Genomic DNA, 16,698 nt, shown 5'->3' with positions numbered 1-16,698 from the left:
TAAACTATCTATTCGTTCGTTAATATCATCGGCATCTTTCTGTGATTGTACTTTATCCCATTGTTGACCATCCCAAAAGTAGAAACGTTCTTCTAGATTTCCTTCTTTAATATCATTATAAACTAAAAGCCCCAATACAGGATTATGTATCGTATTCTTATCTGTCAAAGATTTTAACTCTACCCTTGGAATTAAAACTCCGGCATGTTTACTTTTAATATCCACTATTGAAGAAGGATCGGGCTTATCGGTGTTGATACCAATTTGAGCCGATGTAACAATTGACATGCATATCAATATTGTTGAAAAAATTATATTAGTATTCATCGTAATAGGTTTTTATTTCTACGAATGTAGCCCCTGACCCATTTGTTAAATAGAGTAATTCGATGAATAGCAATCCTATTGCGATGAATTCTATGAATATAGAATTAAGTGGCTTCAAATGCTCGTTTTCACAAGCCTAATCGTTATATATTATTAATATAGACAACCTATTTTTGTTATAAAAAATACTAAATAAATAAAAAAAGGGAACCTATCTGGTTCCCTTTTTTATATATAATTCTTAAATTATGCATGCTGATAATCGTGCTTACCTTCTTTAATTTCTTCAATTAATTTACTATTAAAAGCTGGTAAATCATCAGGGTTCCTACTAGTTACAAAACCTTCATCTACTACCACTTCTTTATCTACCCAAAGTGCTCCAGCATTTTCAAGATCTTTTTTAATAGAAGGATAAGAAGTCATAGTTCTACCTTCCACTACTTCAGCATTAATTAATAACTGAGGACCGTGGCATATTGCTGCTACTATCTTGCTTTGTTTAAAGAAATCTCTTATAAAAACTAAAGCATCTTCATTAGTGCGCAAAGAGTCAGGATTTAATACACCTCCTGGTAATACTAATGCATTATAATCTTTTGCAGAAACTTCATCTAAAGTTTTATCAACTTTAAAATCTGATCCCCATTTATCTACATCCCAACTTTTTATAGTTCCTGGTTTTACACTTACAATATGTGCTGTAAAACCTTCATTTTCTAAAGCTTTTTTTGGAGAACTTAATTCGCTCTCTTCAAATCCGTGAGTTGCTAAAATTGCTATTTTCTTATCCATAATTTTTCTTTTTTTGTTTAAAACAAAACTAATTAAGTTCTACAGCAATCTATATTAAAGCCTTTGTAAAATACTTTAGCAACAAGTTAAACCTTGTTAAGATTAACTTTCAGAGGTTTTATTCTTGATTTTTCTCTGATTCTGAAATAGTTTTTCTTTTTCTAATATTGAAATTTTTCTTTAAGCGATCTATAATTTTTTTATCTTCTTTTAAACGTGTTTTCTTTTCCTCTAACCTATCCATTTCCTGATAAATTGCAGGTTCTCCGTTTCTACCTATTTCAATTTTTTCATTTTTAGCCAGTGCATATTGAACTGTAAATTCTGCTCCAAAAAACATAATCATACATGAATAGTAGACCCAAATGAGTATTAATATTACACTAGAGGCACTTCCATATACAGAAGCCGGATTTGCATTACTGAAATAAACATTTAAAATAAACTCACCCAATAAAAATAGAAATGTTGTTAGTAAAGCTCCTCTAAAAGTTGTTTTCCAAGCTATTTTAATATTGGGTAAAATTTTAAATATAGCTGCAAATAAAACCGTAATTACACCAAATGAAATTGCATAATTTATAATTTCTACTAATAGTCCCTCTAGACCGGGGCTAATAAAATGTAATTTATTTTTTATAAAACTTAAAATAGCAGAAATAATAAAAGACACTAATAGTAAGAAACCAATAACTAAAATCATTCCGAAAGAAATAGCTCGATCTAATAATAAATTCCAAAAATTGGATTTTTTTTCAGCTACATTCCAAATATTATTCATCGCTAACTTTAATTGCACAAATACACCTGTTGCACCAAATAATAAAACACAAAAACCAAAGATTACATTTAATGTAGAATCCCCGGAAAGCCATGCGCTAGAAATTATATCTTCTACAGATTCTGCTGTATTTGCTCCTATATATTTTCCTATCTCCTCAGTAATAGTTCCCTGAACGGCATCTCTACCTACAAAGTATCCTGCTACACTTACTACAATTATTAGCAAAGATGGTAGTGAAAATAATGTGTAATATGCAATGGTTGCACTACGTCCATAAGGTTCATTTGAATTCCAGCTTTTGAAAGCTTTTACTAATAATTTTCCCAAAAATTTTAAAGCTTTCATCATAACTATTTATTTAAAAAAGTAAATCTCGTGTTTTTGTCAAATTCTCAACAATAGGAAATAAAAAGTTTTTTATTGAATTTAGTATTAAAAAAATATCCTCAAAGAAAACACTTTGAGGATATATGTACTAAATTTTATGTTGATAGTAACTACGCAGAGTTTCTACTTGCGTTTATATTACCATATAAAGATCGAGTTACCATATTTTCATACATTTTTAAACGATCAGGATCAACACCCTCTAATTGTTGAACCATTCTTAGCGCATGTTGTTGTATTGTTAATAATGGTAATACAATACGTTCTCTAACTTGTATAGAGGCTCTCATTGCAGGTTCGTTTTCCATTAAGTGTTTGTAACCTGTAATTTTTAGAAGCATTTCTTTAGAACGGGTATATTCTTCATAGATTACATTCCAAAACTCTCCAAATTCTTCATCATTTTTCATGTATGAAGTTAATTCAAAAAATGATTTTGTTAAACTCATCATGCTATTTTCTAATAGCGTTTTGAAGAATATTGAATTATCGTATAAGCTTTTAACTTTATCAAATTCTCCTCGGTCTTCAAATTCTTTTAATGCAGTACCTACACCAAAAAATCCAGGTACATTTTGCTTTAATTGACTCCAACTTCCTACGAATGGAATAGCTCTTAAATTATCTAAATTAAGCTCTTGATTATTCCTTTTTGACGGGCGGCTACCAATATTTGTACGAGAATAATAACGTAATGTACTCATTTTCTCTAGATACGGAATAAATTTAGAATGTTTCCTAAAATCCATATATGTTTTGTAGCTGGATTCAGCTAACTCCATCATCGTTTCTCTATCTGCATCAGAGAGATCGTTCTTACCAAGATTAAATAGCTCATTAGAAACTCCGGCACTTATTAACTGTTCTAAATTATATTGACAACTATCTTGTGTACCAAAATTAGAACTAATAGTTTGTCCTTGAACAGTAAGCTGTATTTGTTGATTTTCTATTTTAGAGCCTAAAGAAGCATAGAATTGGTGTGTTTTACCACCACCCCTTGCTGGTGGTCCTCCTCTACCATCAAAAAACATCACTTTTATATCATATTTTCTAGAGATTGCAGTTAGTTCTTCTTTAGCTTTAAAAATACTCCAATTGGCCATTAAATAACCACCATCTTTAGTACCATCGCTAAAGCCAAGCATAATTGTCTGCTTATCTTCTCTATTTTTAAGATGCTCACGATATACGGGATTTTGGTAAAGCGTTTCCATTACTGAGGGTGCAGCTTGCAAATCGGGAACTGTTTCAAATAAAGGAATAATATCTACTGTTGGGGTTTCCCAACCACATAAACGTAAGAAAGCAAAAGGCTCTAAAATACTTTGTGGCTTCTCACTATGACTAATAATATATCGGTTAGCTCCATTTTCTCCATTTTCTTTCTGAATTTTTTGCATTGCGTAAATGGAAGATATTGTAGCTTTACCCATTCCTTCTTCTGAAGTAAATTCATCATCAGCTAAATTTGCTTTTACATCTGAAAGGATGGATATTTGTTCTTCATCAGAAAGCTCAAAATAATTTTCAGGAATTAATGTTTCATCTTTAGTTTTACAAACTTCAATAATTTCTGAAAGTACTTCTTCATGAACACCACTATCCTGACGGATATCTAGTGTGGCTAAGTGGTAGCCAAAAAGGTTTACTTTATTTAATAAATCATCTACTTCTTCTAAAAATAAAGAATGATGCTTATTAATTATAATTTCTCGAATTTGGTGTAGCTTATTTTTAAATTCATCTACAGTAATATCTATTTCTTGATCTGGAGAGATAGCACCTTTATAAAGTGTTTTCTCTAGCTCTTCCATAATTTCACGCACCCCTTCAAACGTTAATCGTCTTTTTAGTTCACGCGCATCTTTATAATAGCAATATAAAATAGTACTCTTTAAGCGCCTGGCAACTTTAAGAGTAATTTCTGTAGTTACAAATGGATTTCCGTCTCTATCTCCTCCAGGCCAAAATCCTAAATCTATTATTTTATTATCTACAGATTCTCCATCAAATATATTATGTTGAACATAATTATAAATTTTGCTTACACTTTGGTAGAACACATTCTCGAAATACCAAATTAGACTCACTGCTTCATCATAAGGAGTTGGTTTTTCTTTTTTGAAAAATGGTGTTTTACCTAGCTGAGATAAAAGCTGTTTAATTTTTACAAGATCGTTAGATTGTATTGCCTTATCTAAATCTGTAATAATACCTAAAACATCACCAGGATAAAATTGTGTAGGGTGAGCTGTTAATGTTGGACGAACCTTAAAGTGAGATAAAAATTGGCGTAATTTGTCTTTTTGGTTTTGAGACTCTGCTTCTTCCTTAATATTACGAAGCGTACCAATACCATCCATATTATTCACTATCGGAAAAGCAGCATCTTCAATAGCATCGAAAAGTACTACTTGTCGTTCGATGTATTGGATAAAACGGAATAACAAATCGTTTCTTTCCTCTTCTGTGGGGTTATCTAAATACTTATTGAAGAAAGATTCTACAATTTCAGAAGGATTTTTATCGTTTTTAAACCCTTCTTCACAAACCTCCAAAAATAAGGGAAGCAATGAACCTGTTTTTCTAATATCATCAAAAGGTAATGTTAGAAAAAGGCTATTGTAAATTTGATACTTAGAAAGAACATTTTCGCTAAAACGCTCTACTTTGGGTTCTCTATGCATATTATAAATTGTTTGCCCTAAATTATGAAAAAACCCTTTAAACTATAGGGTTTAAAGGGTTTTTAATAAAATTTTAATATTTAAATTTATAGATCTTTAAATATAGAATGCATTAAACGTTTTTTATCGTTAATGCTTTCCTCCATAGATATCATTGTCTCTGTTCTATAAACACCCTCGATATCATCTAATTGGAAAATAATTTCCTTTGCATGATGTGTATTTTTTGCTCTTACTTTACAAAAAACATTAAATTTTCCGGTAGTAACATGAGCAACAGTAACAAACGGTATTTCATTAATACGCTCCAACACAAATTTTGTTTGTGAGGTATTTTTTAAGAATACTCCTACATATGCAATAAAAGCATATCCTAATTTCTGATAATCTAATGTAAGTGAAGAACCAATAATAATTCCTGCTTCTTCCATCTTTTTCACTCTTACGTGAACTGTTCCTGCAGAAATTAACAGTTTTTTTGCTATATCAGTAAAAGGAGTTCTTGTGTTCTCAATGAGCATATCAAGAATCTGGTGATCTGTTTCGTCTAACTTAAATTTAGCCATTTTCTTAACTTCTATTTATTATATGAATTTCAAAAATAATACAAAAACTTTGAAGTATTTATAATTTTTTCAACTAAAATTCATTTTAAAGCATAAAAACCTGATCATTTAAGAGTATTTTGTTAACTACATCGTTTTCGACTGGTATATTCATTGCTTCAAAACGAACTTTTTTATTAGTACAGTCAATTTCTCGATGTCCAAAATTGATGATTTTAGGAGCAATTTTATTAATTATTGGTGTAAACTGTATTTTATTTTCATTCAAAATTTCGGAATATTGAATAGCTATATCAACAATTTGATTATCCAGATCCACATTTCTTAATATAATATCATTAAATAGCTTCTCATTTTCCGGTATATTCAAATAATCTGTAATTGTAAAATTTAAATAATCACCAGATGCAATGCTAAATAATGCAGATAATATACTTTTTACAACTAATTTTCTTGTTTCTTCTCTATTATAATCGTTTGGAAAATGTCCTGCTTCAAATAATAAGGTAGGTACTCCCCTATTTTGAAAAGTATCTCCGGTGCAATTTAAATTAAATGAATCGTCGTATCTGCCTATATGTTCTGGAATATCTTCTTTTAAATCTGAAGCGATATTAGCAATTACAGCCATGCTTTTTTCTCTATTTTTAGTGATTTCCCTTTCTGCATCCTCTGAAGGTGTTAAAAATGATAAAATAGCTGATTTTTTTACAGCTCCAGCGCTAAATATGGTACGCTGTCCATGTAAGTTCAAACAAAAATCAGGTTTAAAATCATCAAAAATAGATTTTAAAAGTTTACTTTCTGGCTGTGTAAGGTTTTGTGCATCTCTATTAAGGTCTATCACATTATAGTTAAAACGCTTATATAAACGAGCTCCATCCGGATTTAAAATTGGTACTATATATAAAGTAATACGTTGCCACAAATCTGAAAAAAAAGAAGGATTTAAATTAAATACATTTAAAAGATCAAAAATTGCTTTTGTGGTTGTCGATTCATTTCCGTGCATTTGAGACCATCCCAAAACTTTTGTTGGTCCCGATCCAATTTTAATTCCATGAATCTGCTCTTTATTTACAGAGAAACCAATCTTTTCGATTTCAAAATTATTTTGATGCTTACGTAAAAGCGGTTCTATTTGATCGTTACAAATAAAACGACCCATCAATTTATCTTCTTTAAAAGAAGTATAAATCGCCATAATATCTAAAAGTGTTTTACTATTATTATCCATATCACAAATGTAACAATCCTATATTTCACAAATGTAAACAATTAAAATAAACTCATTTGGTTACATTTGTAAACTCTAAAAATTACTTGTCGAATTTATTCTTTGGAATTATTCCTTGTTAATAGTTTTTATAATGTATATTTCTTATTTTCAAATAATTAATTTATTTTATTTAAAGTGTAAGTTTTACTATAAATGCTTGTTTACAAGTGTGATTTGTACAAATGAATTTCTTTTGTTACATTTGTAAACATTGATAATTTTATAGAATTTTACAATGGTAAACACCGAAGAGTTTTCTAAACGACTCCATACTATTATGGAGTTTTACGATTTAAGTGCTTCTTCTTTCTCAGATAAAATCGAAGTTGGACGCTCTTCTATTAGTCATATTCTATCTGGCCGAAATAAACCAAGTTTGGAGTTTGTAATGAAAGTTGTGAAAACATTTCCGGAGGTAGAACTTTACTGGTTACTAAATGGCAAAGGAGATTTTCCTAAAAAAGAATTACAAACGCATGTTTCTGCTCCGCAACAAAATGAAGAAAAAACGCAGTTAAAAGAAAATACCATTAAGCAAAATCAGCAAGAGGAATTCAATTTTAAAAATTTACCTCAAAATTTTCAGAAACCTGTTGCACCTCAAATTGAAAGTAATTCTAACAAGGCAATTAAAAAAGTAATTATTTTTTATGAAGATGGAACTTTTGATGCTTTTGAAAATGGTAATTAGCCGTAGAAATTTTATTTTTGTGCTATGAAAAAATTATTAGCCTTTTTTTGTCTATTTACAGTTTTAGGTTGCTATCAGCCTGAAAAAAATTGTCAAGATTATAGAACCGGAACTTTTGAATTTAAATCATATTTAAATGGAGAAATGGTAACTTCTAAATTTATCCGAAAGGACAGTATAGAAGTTGATATTTTTCAAGGTAAAAAGGATACATCTTCTGTTCGTTGGATTAACGATTGTGAATTTATTCTCACCAATTTAAATCCTAAAAATCGTCAAGAACGTGAACCTATTCACATGCGGATTTTAACTACCAGCAAAGATGGATATACCTTTGAATATGGAAAGGTTGGTGATGCACAAAAAAAACGAGGATCAGTTACTGCTGTAAAAGAATAAAGGATTCTTATTTTTGAAAATAGCTTTACTATATCGTATTACAAAAGTGGAATCAAATTCACAGTTGGTGTCGCAATTTTATTTACTACTATTTAAGATTTAAAGATAAAATGGGCAATGCAATAGTTTTTATGTATTGTGCTGTACATCTAATAACTTCTTTCACATTTTTATATGAGCTAAATGATACTCAAAATACCATGGATAAATTCTGACATTTGTTTCTGGATGGCTGGATTGTTTTTGTAAATCTGTTTCTAAAAGTTTTTAAGTAGACTTGTCCATTTCTTCTTCATTTAAACAATCAACTTCTTTCTTTTATCAAGATATTTTTTAATAGTATTAATCCAAGTCTTGATCTGGATTTTGTCAATTTTTAAAGGCTTTTCGAATTTAGCAATTGGATATTTTAAAAATTCATCTTCATTATAAGCTATCGATATAAAAATATGTATTTATGCTAATTCTCGTATCAATTCTAAATAGTTACTATCAAAGTTTTAAATTGGACTGAATATAAAAATCAAATTCGGGCATTTTTTGAAATACCCGAATTTTTTCATTTGAATTCATTTAAAATTGAGTTCTCTCCTTTTTTTAATTTCCGTAAACTTCAATTTATGGAAAATCAATTCACTTAATCATCAAAGAGTTTGGGTTGATTTTCTTCTGAATCATCATCACCTTTTCGATTATTAGGTGTAGTCTTCTCATCTCCAATATCTTCAACTTCATTTGAATTTTTCTCTTCTGAAGATGAGTTGGTATCATCTTCTTCTTCAATTTCGTCATCTGGTAACGGTTCCAGTAAATTTATTGTTTTTACTTTATCGGTAGTTAGTTGATTCCCTAATGCCTTTATCCCTTTAACAGCTATAAATTCCTCTAAATTTACAGGTTCATTAGGTCTTCTATCTTTTCCTTTTTGCTTTGTAAATTCAATTTCAACTTGTGGATAGAAATCAGTTGCCACAATCTCAAGGAATGCGTTTTCATGCTCGCTAATAAATTTTTCTTCTTTATCAGGTTGTTCTACCAAGAAACGTTTAACATAATAGCGTTCCTTTTCTGGTTCCCAATAAATAGCTGAAATTGGTTTTTTAGGATTCCATTTTTCCATAACAATGATATCATCGTTAAAATGGGTTGTTAATTCGGGCTTTATAGTTTTTACTACCCCATCTTGAGTTATAATTAAAATCCGATCTTCACCTTTAAATTCTCCTAATAAAGTACCTCTAGCATCTACATTAAGCCTTTTTACAATATCGTCAAACCAAATTTTTCTTGGCTTTAACGTAGAAACCCCTTCTTCTTTTAACTCTACCCGTTTTAATGCATGCTTTGTAATTAAATTTCCTTTTACATTTCTACCTTTAATTAGAATATCGGCAAAATCTACATCAAATTTTAATTTACGAATACTTCCGGTTTGGCGTAGGAATATGGTAACTACTTCGGCCTCTCCATTTGGATTAGCTGTAAAATAAAGCATTTTAGAATCTTTTTTACCTTGAGTTAGATCGTATTCTCTATCTCGAGTCATTGATGTTACAGCAAAACGTTTTATATAACTGGCTCCACCTTTTCCATCTTTATAAATCATGTTATAAATGGTACGCTTATCTTTTTTCTTAAAAATGCCTACATATACAATATCTTTTCCTATAAAAGTTTTAGTATCTACTTTTGTAACCATCATTTTACCAGATGCTGTAAAAGTAATTATATCGTCTATATCCGAGCATTCAGTAACGTACTCATCTTTTTTAAGAGATGTGCCTATAAATCCTTCTTTTCGATTTACGTATAATTTAGTATTTCTAATTACTACTTTAGAAGCTTCGATATCTTCAAAAAGGCGTAATTCAGTTTTTCGTTCTTTGCCTTCGCCGTATTTCTTTTTAAGATTTTGAAAATAAGCAACAGCATATTCAATTAAATTATCGAGATGATGCTTAATATTAGCAATTTCTGCTTCTAATGCATCTATACGCTGTTGCGCCTTATCGATATCGAATTTAGAAATTCGTTTAATTCTAATTTCAGTTAACCGAACAATATCATCTTCGGTTACTTCTCTTTTTAAATGTTGTATGTGTGGTTTTAAACCTTCAAAAATTGTTTCGATTACGCCTTCCCAGGTTTCTTCTTCTTCAATTCTTCTATAAATCCTTTTTTCAATAAATATCCGTTCTAACGAAGCAAAGTGCCATTGTTCATCTAGCTCATCAAGTGTTATCTCAAGCTCACTTTTTAATAATTCCAAAGTATGGTCGGTAGAATACCTAAGGATATCTGAAACACCTAAAAATTCAGGTTTATTATCTATAATAACACAACCTAATGGTGCAATTGAATTTTCGCAATAGGTAAATGCATATAATGCATCTATAGTTTTATCTGGAGAAATATTATTAGGAAGATGAATTTGAATTTCTACTTCTGCAGCAGTATTATCTTCAATTTTTTTAATTTTTATCTTTCCTTTCTCGTTAGCTTTTAAAATAGAATCTATTAAACTAGAAGTTGTAGTACCGTAGGGTATCTCTTTAATTACCAGCGTTTTTTTATCTAAAATTTCTATTTTAGCACGCACCCGTATACGACCACCACGTTTCCCATCATTATAGTTAGAAGTATCCGCAACACCACCGGTAGGAAAATCTGGATATAAGGTGAATTTTTTACCGTTTAAATGTTTTATAGAAGCATCTATTAATTCTAGAAAGTTATGAGGAAGCACTCGTGTACTTAATCCTACAGCAATACCTTCAGCTCCTTGTGCGAGAAGCATTGGAAATTTCACTGGTAAATTAACAGGCTCTTTTTTTCTACCATCGTACGAAAGTTGCCACTCTGTTAATTTAGGATTATATAAAACCTCTAACGCAAATTTTGATAATCGTGCTTCAATATAACGTGGAGCTGCAGCACGATCTCCGGTTAATATATTTCCCCAGTTTCCTTGTGTATCTATAAGTAACTCTTTCTGTCCAATTCCTACCATTGCATCACCAATACTGGCATCGCCATGTGGGTGATATTGCATAGTATGCCCAACAATATTGGCTACTTTATTGTAGCGCCCATCGTCTAAATCTTTCATTGAATGCATAATACGTCGCTGTACCGGTTTAAAACCATCTTCCATGGCAGGAACAGCACGTTCTAATATTACGTAGGATGCATAATCAAGAAACCAGTCTTGGTACATACCGGTTACTTTAATTAACTCTTGATTTGAATTAGTGTCTTGTTTCTCGTTAGATTTTTCCGGATTTTCTTCCATAGATTAAGCCGCAGCTTTAGATTGTTCTAGACTATGTTTTAAAGCAGTTATTAATTGCCGCTTCTTTTTTCTGTTTAATAGAGTTATATTTAGTGTTACTTTTTTTAATCCACCTTTCCTTCTAGATTTAATATAAAGTGTTATGGTAGCATAAATAAAAAAGTTAGTGACACTATATTTTGCTAATTTCCGCCTAGGAAATTCTATTTTTTTTAATCGATATTTAAAAAAATTAGAAATAAATACACCATTATTTTTAAAAGCTAATACTTCTCCCTCTCCATCAAATTCAAAACTTACACCTATGCGATAAAAATAAACACCCACTACAAATGTTATAATGTTTGGTAAAAAGAAACTAAATCTAATAGGATCTTCTGAACCAATAAAACTTAAGTTTAAAAAAAAATTAGTTATAAAAACAGCTATCAGGACAATATATATTGGCGGTATTATTTTTATTGAATCTGTGTTATTTATTCTCATATTCCCAATTCCTCAATCAAATCTAGCTCAACTTTTAAATTATCTATTATAAATTCTTGACGATCTGGAGTATTTTTACCCATATAAAAACGAAGCATTTCTTCAATAGACTTTTCTTTATCTAGCATAACAGGATCCAAACGAATATCTTCACCTATAAAATACTTAAATTCATCAGGAGAAATTTCACCTAATCCTTTAAATCGAGTTATCTCAACTTTTCCTTTTAATTTATCTACTGCACGTCTTCGTTCCATTTCAGAATAGCAATAAATTGTTTCTTTTTTATTTCGAACTCTAAATAAAGGCGTTTGTAGAATATATAAATGATTATCTTTAATTAATTCAGGGAAAAATTGAAGAAAAAATGTGATTAATAATAATCGAATATGCATACCATCTACATCGGCATCAGTTGCAATTACAATATTGTTATACCGCAAATCTTCTAAAGATTCTTCTATATTTAATGCTGCTTGTAGTAAGTTAAATTCTTCATTTTCATAAACAATTTTCTTACTAAGCCCATAACTGTTTAAAGGTTTTCCTTTTAAACTAAAAACCGCTTGTGTATTTACATCTCTAGATTTGGTTATAGATCCACTAGCCGAATCTCCCTCGGTAATAAATAAGGTAGTTTCTAAATAACGCTCTTTTTTATTATCTCCTAAATGGATACGGCAATCTCGTAGTTTCTTATTGTGTAAACTTGCTTTTTTAGCGCGTTCTTTGGCTAATTTTCGAATACCTGATAAATCTTTACGCTCTCGCTCTGCCTGCAAAATTTTTCGTTGTATTTTTTCGGCAGTTTCTTGATTTTTATGTAAAAAATTATCCAGATATGTTTTTACAAAATCATTAATATAAGTTCGAACAGTAGGCAATTCTCCACCCATATCCGTAGAACCTAATTTTGTTTTTGTTTGGCTCTCAAAAACAGGTTCCATTACTTTTATAGAAATAGCCCCAACTATAGATTTACGAATATCAGAAGCATCATAATTTTTACCGTAAAACTCTCTAATGGTTTTCACAATTGCTTCTCTAAACGCAGCAAGATGAGTCCCTCCTTGCGAGGTGTTTTGCCCATTTACAAAAGAATGATATTCTTCACTATACTGAGTCCGACTATGGGTAAGCGCAACTTCAATATCTTCTCCCCTAAGGTGAATAATTTTATATAAACGCTCATCTTCGTTTATAGTATCCTTCAATAAATCTTTTAAACCATTTTCTGAATAAAATTTTTCACCATTAAAAATTATCGTTAAACCCGGATTCAGGTATACATAATTTTTAATCATTTTTTCAACATACTCATTTCTAAATTTGAAATTTTTAAAAATAAGTTCATCTGGAATAAATGTAACTTTAGTACCACGACGGCGTGAAGTTTCTTCTAAAAATTCTTCGTTATTTAAATTTCCTTGTTCAAACTCAGCAGATTTTGATTGTCCATCTCGGCTAGATTCAACACGAAAATAAGATGATAACGCATTTACTGCTTTTGTACCTACTCCATTTAACCCAACTGATTTTTTAAATGCTCGGGTATCGTATTTTCCTCCGGTATTCATTTTAGAAACAACATCTACTACTTTTCCTAATGGAATACCACGACCATAATCTCGAACTATTATTCGTTGATTTTGAACAGATACTTCTATAGTTTTTCCTGAGCCCATTACAAACTCATCAATAGCATTATCTAAAACCTCTTTTAATAAGATATAAATACCATCATCAGCGCTAGAACCATCTCCTAATTTCCCGATATACATCCCGGGACGCATGCGGATATGTTCTTTCCAATCTAACGACCGAATATTATCTTCAGTATACTTAGTTTCTTTATTCATAAATACAAAGGCGGAGTTTACGGCTAATATAACATATACTGTTAAAACTTAAAACCAAGTTTACAGAAAGTAATTAACAAATGCTTTAGAAAAAACGTTAATTGCGGTGTTATAATGAAATTATAATCTTAGAAAATGTTAATAAACTTTATTGATTGAGCTGATTTTATATCTCATAAAAATATACAACTATATCTTATCTTTTCAATATAAACATAGCCCTATTAATTAAAAAAATCCTCAATCTGAGTTTTAGATCAGATAAAGGATTTAGAGAATTATGTATAACTATTAAAGTGTATTAATTGAATAAAAAATCTTTAAAAATTTGAGGATTTTAAATACTTTTTTAAAAATACAAACTTAAACATTAAACCTAAAATGCATTACATCGCCATCCTTAACAATATATTCCTTCCCTTCTACTCGCATTTTTCCGGCTTCTTTTACTTTAGCTTCAGAACCTAATTCTGAAAAATCGTTATATGCAATTACTTCTGCCCGAATAAAACCTTTTTCAAAATCGGTATGAATAACACCCGCTGCTTGAGGCGCAGTAGATCCTACTGGAATAGTCCAAGCTCTTACTTCTTTTACACCAGCAGTAAAATACGTTTGTAGATTTAAAAGTGCATAAGCACCTCTAATTAGTTTAGCAGCACCAGGTTCTTCTAATCCGATGTCTTGAAGAAACATTTGTCGTTCTTCGTAATCATCAAGTTCTGTTATATCTGCCTCAGTTCCCACTGCAAGGACTAAAACTTCAGCATTTTCTTCTTTTACAGCTTCACGTACTCGATCTACATGCTCATTTCCGTTTACTGCAGCTTCTTCATTTACATTACAAACATACATAACCGGTTTATCTGTAATAAATTGAAGTGGTTTTATAAATTCTTTATATTCATCTTCAGAAAAATCTAAAGATCTAATCGATTTTCCTGCTTCTAAACCTTCTTTACTTTTTAATAAAGCAGCTTCTTCTTTTTGGGCTTCTTTATTACCTGTTTTAGCTGCTCTTTTTACTTTATCTAGCTTTTTATCTACTGTTTCAAGATCTTTAAGCTGAAGCTCCATATCGATAGTTTCTTTATCCCGAATAGGATCTATAGAACCATCTACGTGAACAATATTATCATTATCGAAACATCTTAATACATGAAGAATAGCGTCGGTTTCGCGGATATTGCCTAAGAATTGATTTCCCAGTCCCTCTCCTTTACTCGCTCCTTTTACAAGACCTGCAATATCCACAATCTCTACTGTGGCCGGTTGTACTCTCTCAGGATTCACCAAAGCTTCTAAACGTTCTAAACGCGGGTCGGGTACATTAACTACTCCTATATTTGGCTCTATGGTACAAAATGGAAAATTTGCACTTTGGGCTTTTGCGTTAGAGAGACAATTAAATAAAGTCGATTTTCCTACGTTTGGTAATCCAACAATTCCGGCTTTCATATACTAAATTTTGATGCTAGTGTTTTTGCGGCTGCAAAGATAATAATTAGATATGAATTTACTCGATATTCAAGATTTTTAAATCTATCTCAAGTAACTTTTTTGCAAGAAAAAGGAGAACAAATTAGTTCTCCTTATAATTTTTCTAGAAAATTTTATTTAAAAATAGCCAATTCTACTATTCTACGATATACATTTCGTTGGATGCTTTTATGTATTCCTGTGGATTAAAGGTAGATTCAAAACCATTTCGAACAATATCCAACTTCAACTCTAGCTCACCCATTTCTTCCTTTAAAAAAGTGTCTTTTTTATATTTTTTGATTAAGCCTTCGTATTTGTTCAAATTTTCTAAAATTCTGAATGTAATATCTCCAAAACGAATTTTTAAATTCTGTACCGCTAGCATTTGGTCGTGGTAATTTTGTTTCCAATTTTCAGGATTTGTTTTTCGCTCTTCAACAATTTTATTTTCGGCAATTTTCGAAATATCTAAAATATATTGCGTTCTTTTTTTCGCATCAGTTTCATTGGTGAATTTTCGTTCAAAATTTTTAAGATCTATCCCTAACATTTCTACAAAATTGTCTTTCATAGCTTTGTCTTGAATACTTCTTAATTCATCTAAACTTTTATTAATCGCATCCCATTCAGTTTCAATAAGATCTTTATCATGGGTAAATTGGGAAACAGATGTGGTTAATTTCAACATCTCTATACTCTGTTTTTTAAGCTCTTTATCTCTTCTATTTAAAGAATTAATAAAAATACCTATGCCATCAAAAAGGCTTCCGGCAAACATTCCTACAAATGGTGTCCCTTGTGTTAAATCTCCGGTAACATTCATAATATGATTTAAAGCCGCCAAGCGTGCATTATCCTCTTGCTCTTCTTTTACAAAACCTTGAAATTTACCAAACCATTTTTGGTATCCTTCATAATTCATCGGATTACTTACTTTATCGAGTGTAGAGTAAAATTCTCGAGAACTATTAAAAAGATTTAACGGTTTAATTTCACGCTCCATACTTGCTAAGTTTAGTACTGCGGAGCTATAGTTATATTTATAAACACTAATTGTATTTTTATCTATTTCAGACTGTCGCTCTTCTAAAAATTTCACACGCTCTAAGAGTTTTTCAACTTTATCAGATGCGTTACGAGAATTTTTAATGCTCTCATCAAGATTATTAATTTTTGAGTCAATTTCTTTAATTCTAAAATCTAAATTTTGGCTTAATAAGGCACGTTCCCGATTTAGTTCTTTTAAAACTTGATCGGTTACCGTTTCATTAGAGTTTACAGTAGTTGTTAAACTGTGGTTTTGTGCCAAACAACTGCTACTTATTATCAAGAAAAAGCTTAAATACTTGGTAATATATTTCATGGTTGGTTAATTAATACTATGGTTTAGTTTAACTAGCATTTTTTATACCAAGCTAAAATATTAAATTTTAGTTTATCACAATTATAATTCTAATTAGATAATTTTAAAATTGTTTTTTTAAATATATGATTCTGAATTTTAAATATTTAAATAGAATAAATTAAAGTTTATATCTAAACTAATATTTTTCACTTTTTCAATTCTTACCATACGTGCTTTATTGCTAGGATGTAAAAATTATAGGGCTATTTCAGAAGAACATTTAGCAGAAGAAATGGTTTATGAATTACCTCCTATA

Annotated in this window: 12 protein-coding genes and 1 pseudogene; 2 read left to right on the top strand and 11 right to left on the bottom strand. The window is 30.3% G+C overall.

Annotation, left to right across the window (positions count from 1 at the left end):
- From ACN0WI_RS16325 to ACN0WI_RS16300, 6 genes and pseudogenes are all read right to left on the bottom strand, one after another.
- Positions 1–288, bottom strand: a pseudogene (locus ACN0WI_RS16325) (hypothetical protein); the annotation flags it as partial.
- A 285-nt stretch (positions 289–573) separates the two neighbouring features.
- Entirely contained in the window at positions 574–1,122 is a 549-nt protein-coding gene (locus ACN0WI_RS16320) for a type 1 glutamine amidotransferase domain-containing protein (RefSeq protein ID WP_417888113.1), read from the bottom strand.
- 118 nt (positions 1,123–1,240) lie between these two features.
- A complete protein-coding gene (locus tag ACN0WI_RS16315; RefSeq protein ID WP_417888112.1) occupies positions 1,241–2,254 on the bottom strand; it encodes a YihY/virulence factor BrkB family protein in 1,014 nt (337 codons plus the stop codon).
- 149 nt (positions 2,255–2,403) lie between these two features.
- Complete coding sequence (locus ACN0WI_RS16310) at positions 2,404–4,983, bottom strand: phosphoenolpyruvate carboxylase (RefSeq protein ID WP_417888111.1); 2,580 nt, start codon at positions 4,981–4,983, stop codon at positions 2,404–2,406.
- 86 nt (positions 4,984–5,069) lie between these two features.
- The gene (locus tag ACN0WI_RS16305) at positions 5,070–5,549 is read right to left on the bottom strand and encodes an Lrp/AsnC family transcriptional regulator (protein ID WP_417888110.1); all 480 of its coding nucleotides are present in this window, start codon (positions 5,547–5,549) and stop codon (positions 5,070–5,072) included.
- A gap of 85 nt (positions 5,550–5,634) precedes the next feature.
- Entirely contained in the window at positions 5,635–6,786 is a 1,152-nt protein-coding gene (locus ACN0WI_RS16300; protein WP_417888109.1) for a M14 metallopeptidase family protein, read from the bottom strand.
- Positions 6,787–7,063: 277 nt separating this feature from the next.
- Between ACN0WI_RS16300 and ACN0WI_RS16295 the strand changes: the two genes are divergently transcribed.
- Together ACN0WI_RS16295 and ACN0WI_RS16290 are read left to right on the top strand one after the other, a co-directional pair.
- Positions 7,064–7,519: a helix-turn-helix domain-containing protein gene (locus tag ACN0WI_RS16295; protein WP_417888108.1), complete on the top strand. Its 456-nt coding sequence runs from the start codon at positions 7,064–7,066 to the stop codon at positions 7,517–7,519.
- Between the two features lie 24 nt (positions 7,520–7,543).
- Complete coding sequence (locus tag ACN0WI_RS16290; RefSeq protein WP_417888107.1) at positions 7,544–7,918, top strand: DNA topoisomerase IV; 375 nt, start codon at positions 7,544–7,546, stop codon at positions 7,916–7,918.
- A 637-nt stretch (positions 7,919–8,555) separates the two neighbouring features.
- On the opposite strand, the gene ACN0WI_RS16285 is transcribed toward ACN0WI_RS16290, so the two are convergent.
- From ACN0WI_RS16285 to ACN0WI_RS16265, 5 genes are all read right to left on the bottom strand, one after another.
- Positions 8,556–11,210 carry a DNA gyrase/topoisomerase IV subunit A gene (locus ACN0WI_RS16285; protein ID WP_417888106.1) on the bottom strand — a complete coding sequence of 885 codons (2,655 nt, stop codon included), beginning with the start codon at positions 11,208–11,210 and terminating at the stop codon, positions 8,556–8,558.
- A gap of 3 nt (positions 11,211–11,213) precedes the next feature.
- Entirely contained in the window at positions 11,214–11,696 is a 483-nt protein-coding gene (locus tag ACN0WI_RS16280) for a hypothetical protein (protein WP_417888105.1), read from the bottom strand.
- Positions 11,693–13,555: a DNA topoisomerase IV subunit B gene (locus tag ACN0WI_RS16275; protein ID WP_417888104.1), complete on the bottom strand. Its 1,863-nt coding sequence runs from the start codon at positions 13,553–13,555 to the stop codon at positions 11,693–11,695. Before ACN0WI_RS16275 ends, ACN0WI_RS16280 begins: the two co-directional genes overlap by 4 nt.
- Before the next feature lie 363 nt (positions 13,556–13,918).
- Positions 13,919–15,013, bottom strand: a complete 1,095-nt coding sequence (ychF, locus tag ACN0WI_RS16270) for a redox-regulated ATPase YchF (RefSeq protein WP_417888103.1) — start codon at positions 15,011–15,013, stop codon at positions 13,919–13,921.
- A gap of 178 nt (positions 15,014–15,191) precedes the next feature.
- Positions 15,192–16,400, bottom strand: coding sequence for a hypothetical protein (locus tag ACN0WI_RS16265; RefSeq protein WP_417888102.1), 1,209 nt, complete (start codon positions 16,398–16,400; stop codon positions 15,192–15,194).
- Positions 16,401–16,698 lie beyond the last annotated feature (298 nt).

It is taken from the genome of Zunongwangia sp. (assembly GCF_048269745.1).
In the GTDB taxonomy this organism is placed as follows: Bacteria; Bacteroidota; Bacteroidia; order Flavobacteriales; family Flavobacteriaceae; genus Zunongwangia.
This window is presented reverse-complemented; position numbering and strand designations above follow the sequence as displayed.

What these genes read in the sequence shown, in the direction of transcription:
- ACN0WI_RS16320 (WP_417888113.1), bottom strand. Translation starts at nt 1,122, where the DNA reads ATGGATAAGAAAATAGCAATTTTAGCAACTCACGGATTTGAAGAGAGC.
- ACN0WI_RS16315 (WP_417888112.1), bottom strand. Translation starts at nt 2,254, where the DNA reads ATGATGAAAGCTTTAAAATTTTTGGGAAAATTATTAGTAAAAGCTTTC.
- ACN0WI_RS16310 (WP_417888111.1), bottom strand. Translation starts at nt 4,983, where the DNA reads ATGCATAGAGAACCCAAAGTAGAGCGTTTTAGCGAAAATGTTCTTTCT.
- ACN0WI_RS16305 (WP_417888110.1), bottom strand. Translation starts at nt 5,549, where the DNA reads ATGGCTAAATTTAAGTTAGACGAAACAGATCACCAGATTCTTGATATG.
- ACN0WI_RS16300 (WP_417888109.1), bottom strand. Translation starts at nt 6,786, where the DNA reads ATGGATAATAATAGTAAAACACTTTTAGATATTATGGCGATTTATACT.
- ACN0WI_RS16295 (WP_417888108.1), top strand. Translation starts at nt 7,064, where the DNA reads ATGGTAAACACCGAAGAGTTTTCTAAACGACTCCATACTATTATGGAG.
- ACN0WI_RS16290 (WP_417888107.1), top strand. Translation starts at nt 7,544, where the DNA reads ATGAAAAAATTATTAGCCTTTTTTTGTCTATTTACAGTTTTAGGTTGC.
- ACN0WI_RS16285 (WP_417888106.1), bottom strand. Translation starts at nt 11,210, where the DNA reads ATGGAAGAAAATCCGGAAAAATCTAACGAGAAACAAGACACTAATTCA.
- ACN0WI_RS16280 (WP_417888105.1), bottom strand. Translation starts at nt 11,696, where the DNA reads ATGAGAATAAATAACACAGATTCAATAAAAATAATACCGCCAATATAT.
- ACN0WI_RS16275 (WP_417888104.1), bottom strand. Translation starts at nt 13,555, where the DNA reads ATGAATAAAGAAACTAAGTATACTGAAGATAATATTCGGTCGTTAGAT.
- ychF (WP_417888103.1), bottom strand. Translation starts at nt 15,013, where the DNA reads ATGAAAGCCGGAATTGTTGGATTACCAAACGTAGGAAAATCGACTTTA.
- ACN0WI_RS16265 (WP_417888102.1), bottom strand. Translation starts at nt 16,400, where the DNA reads ATGAAATATATTACCAAGTATTTAAGCTTTTTCTTGATAATAAGTAGC.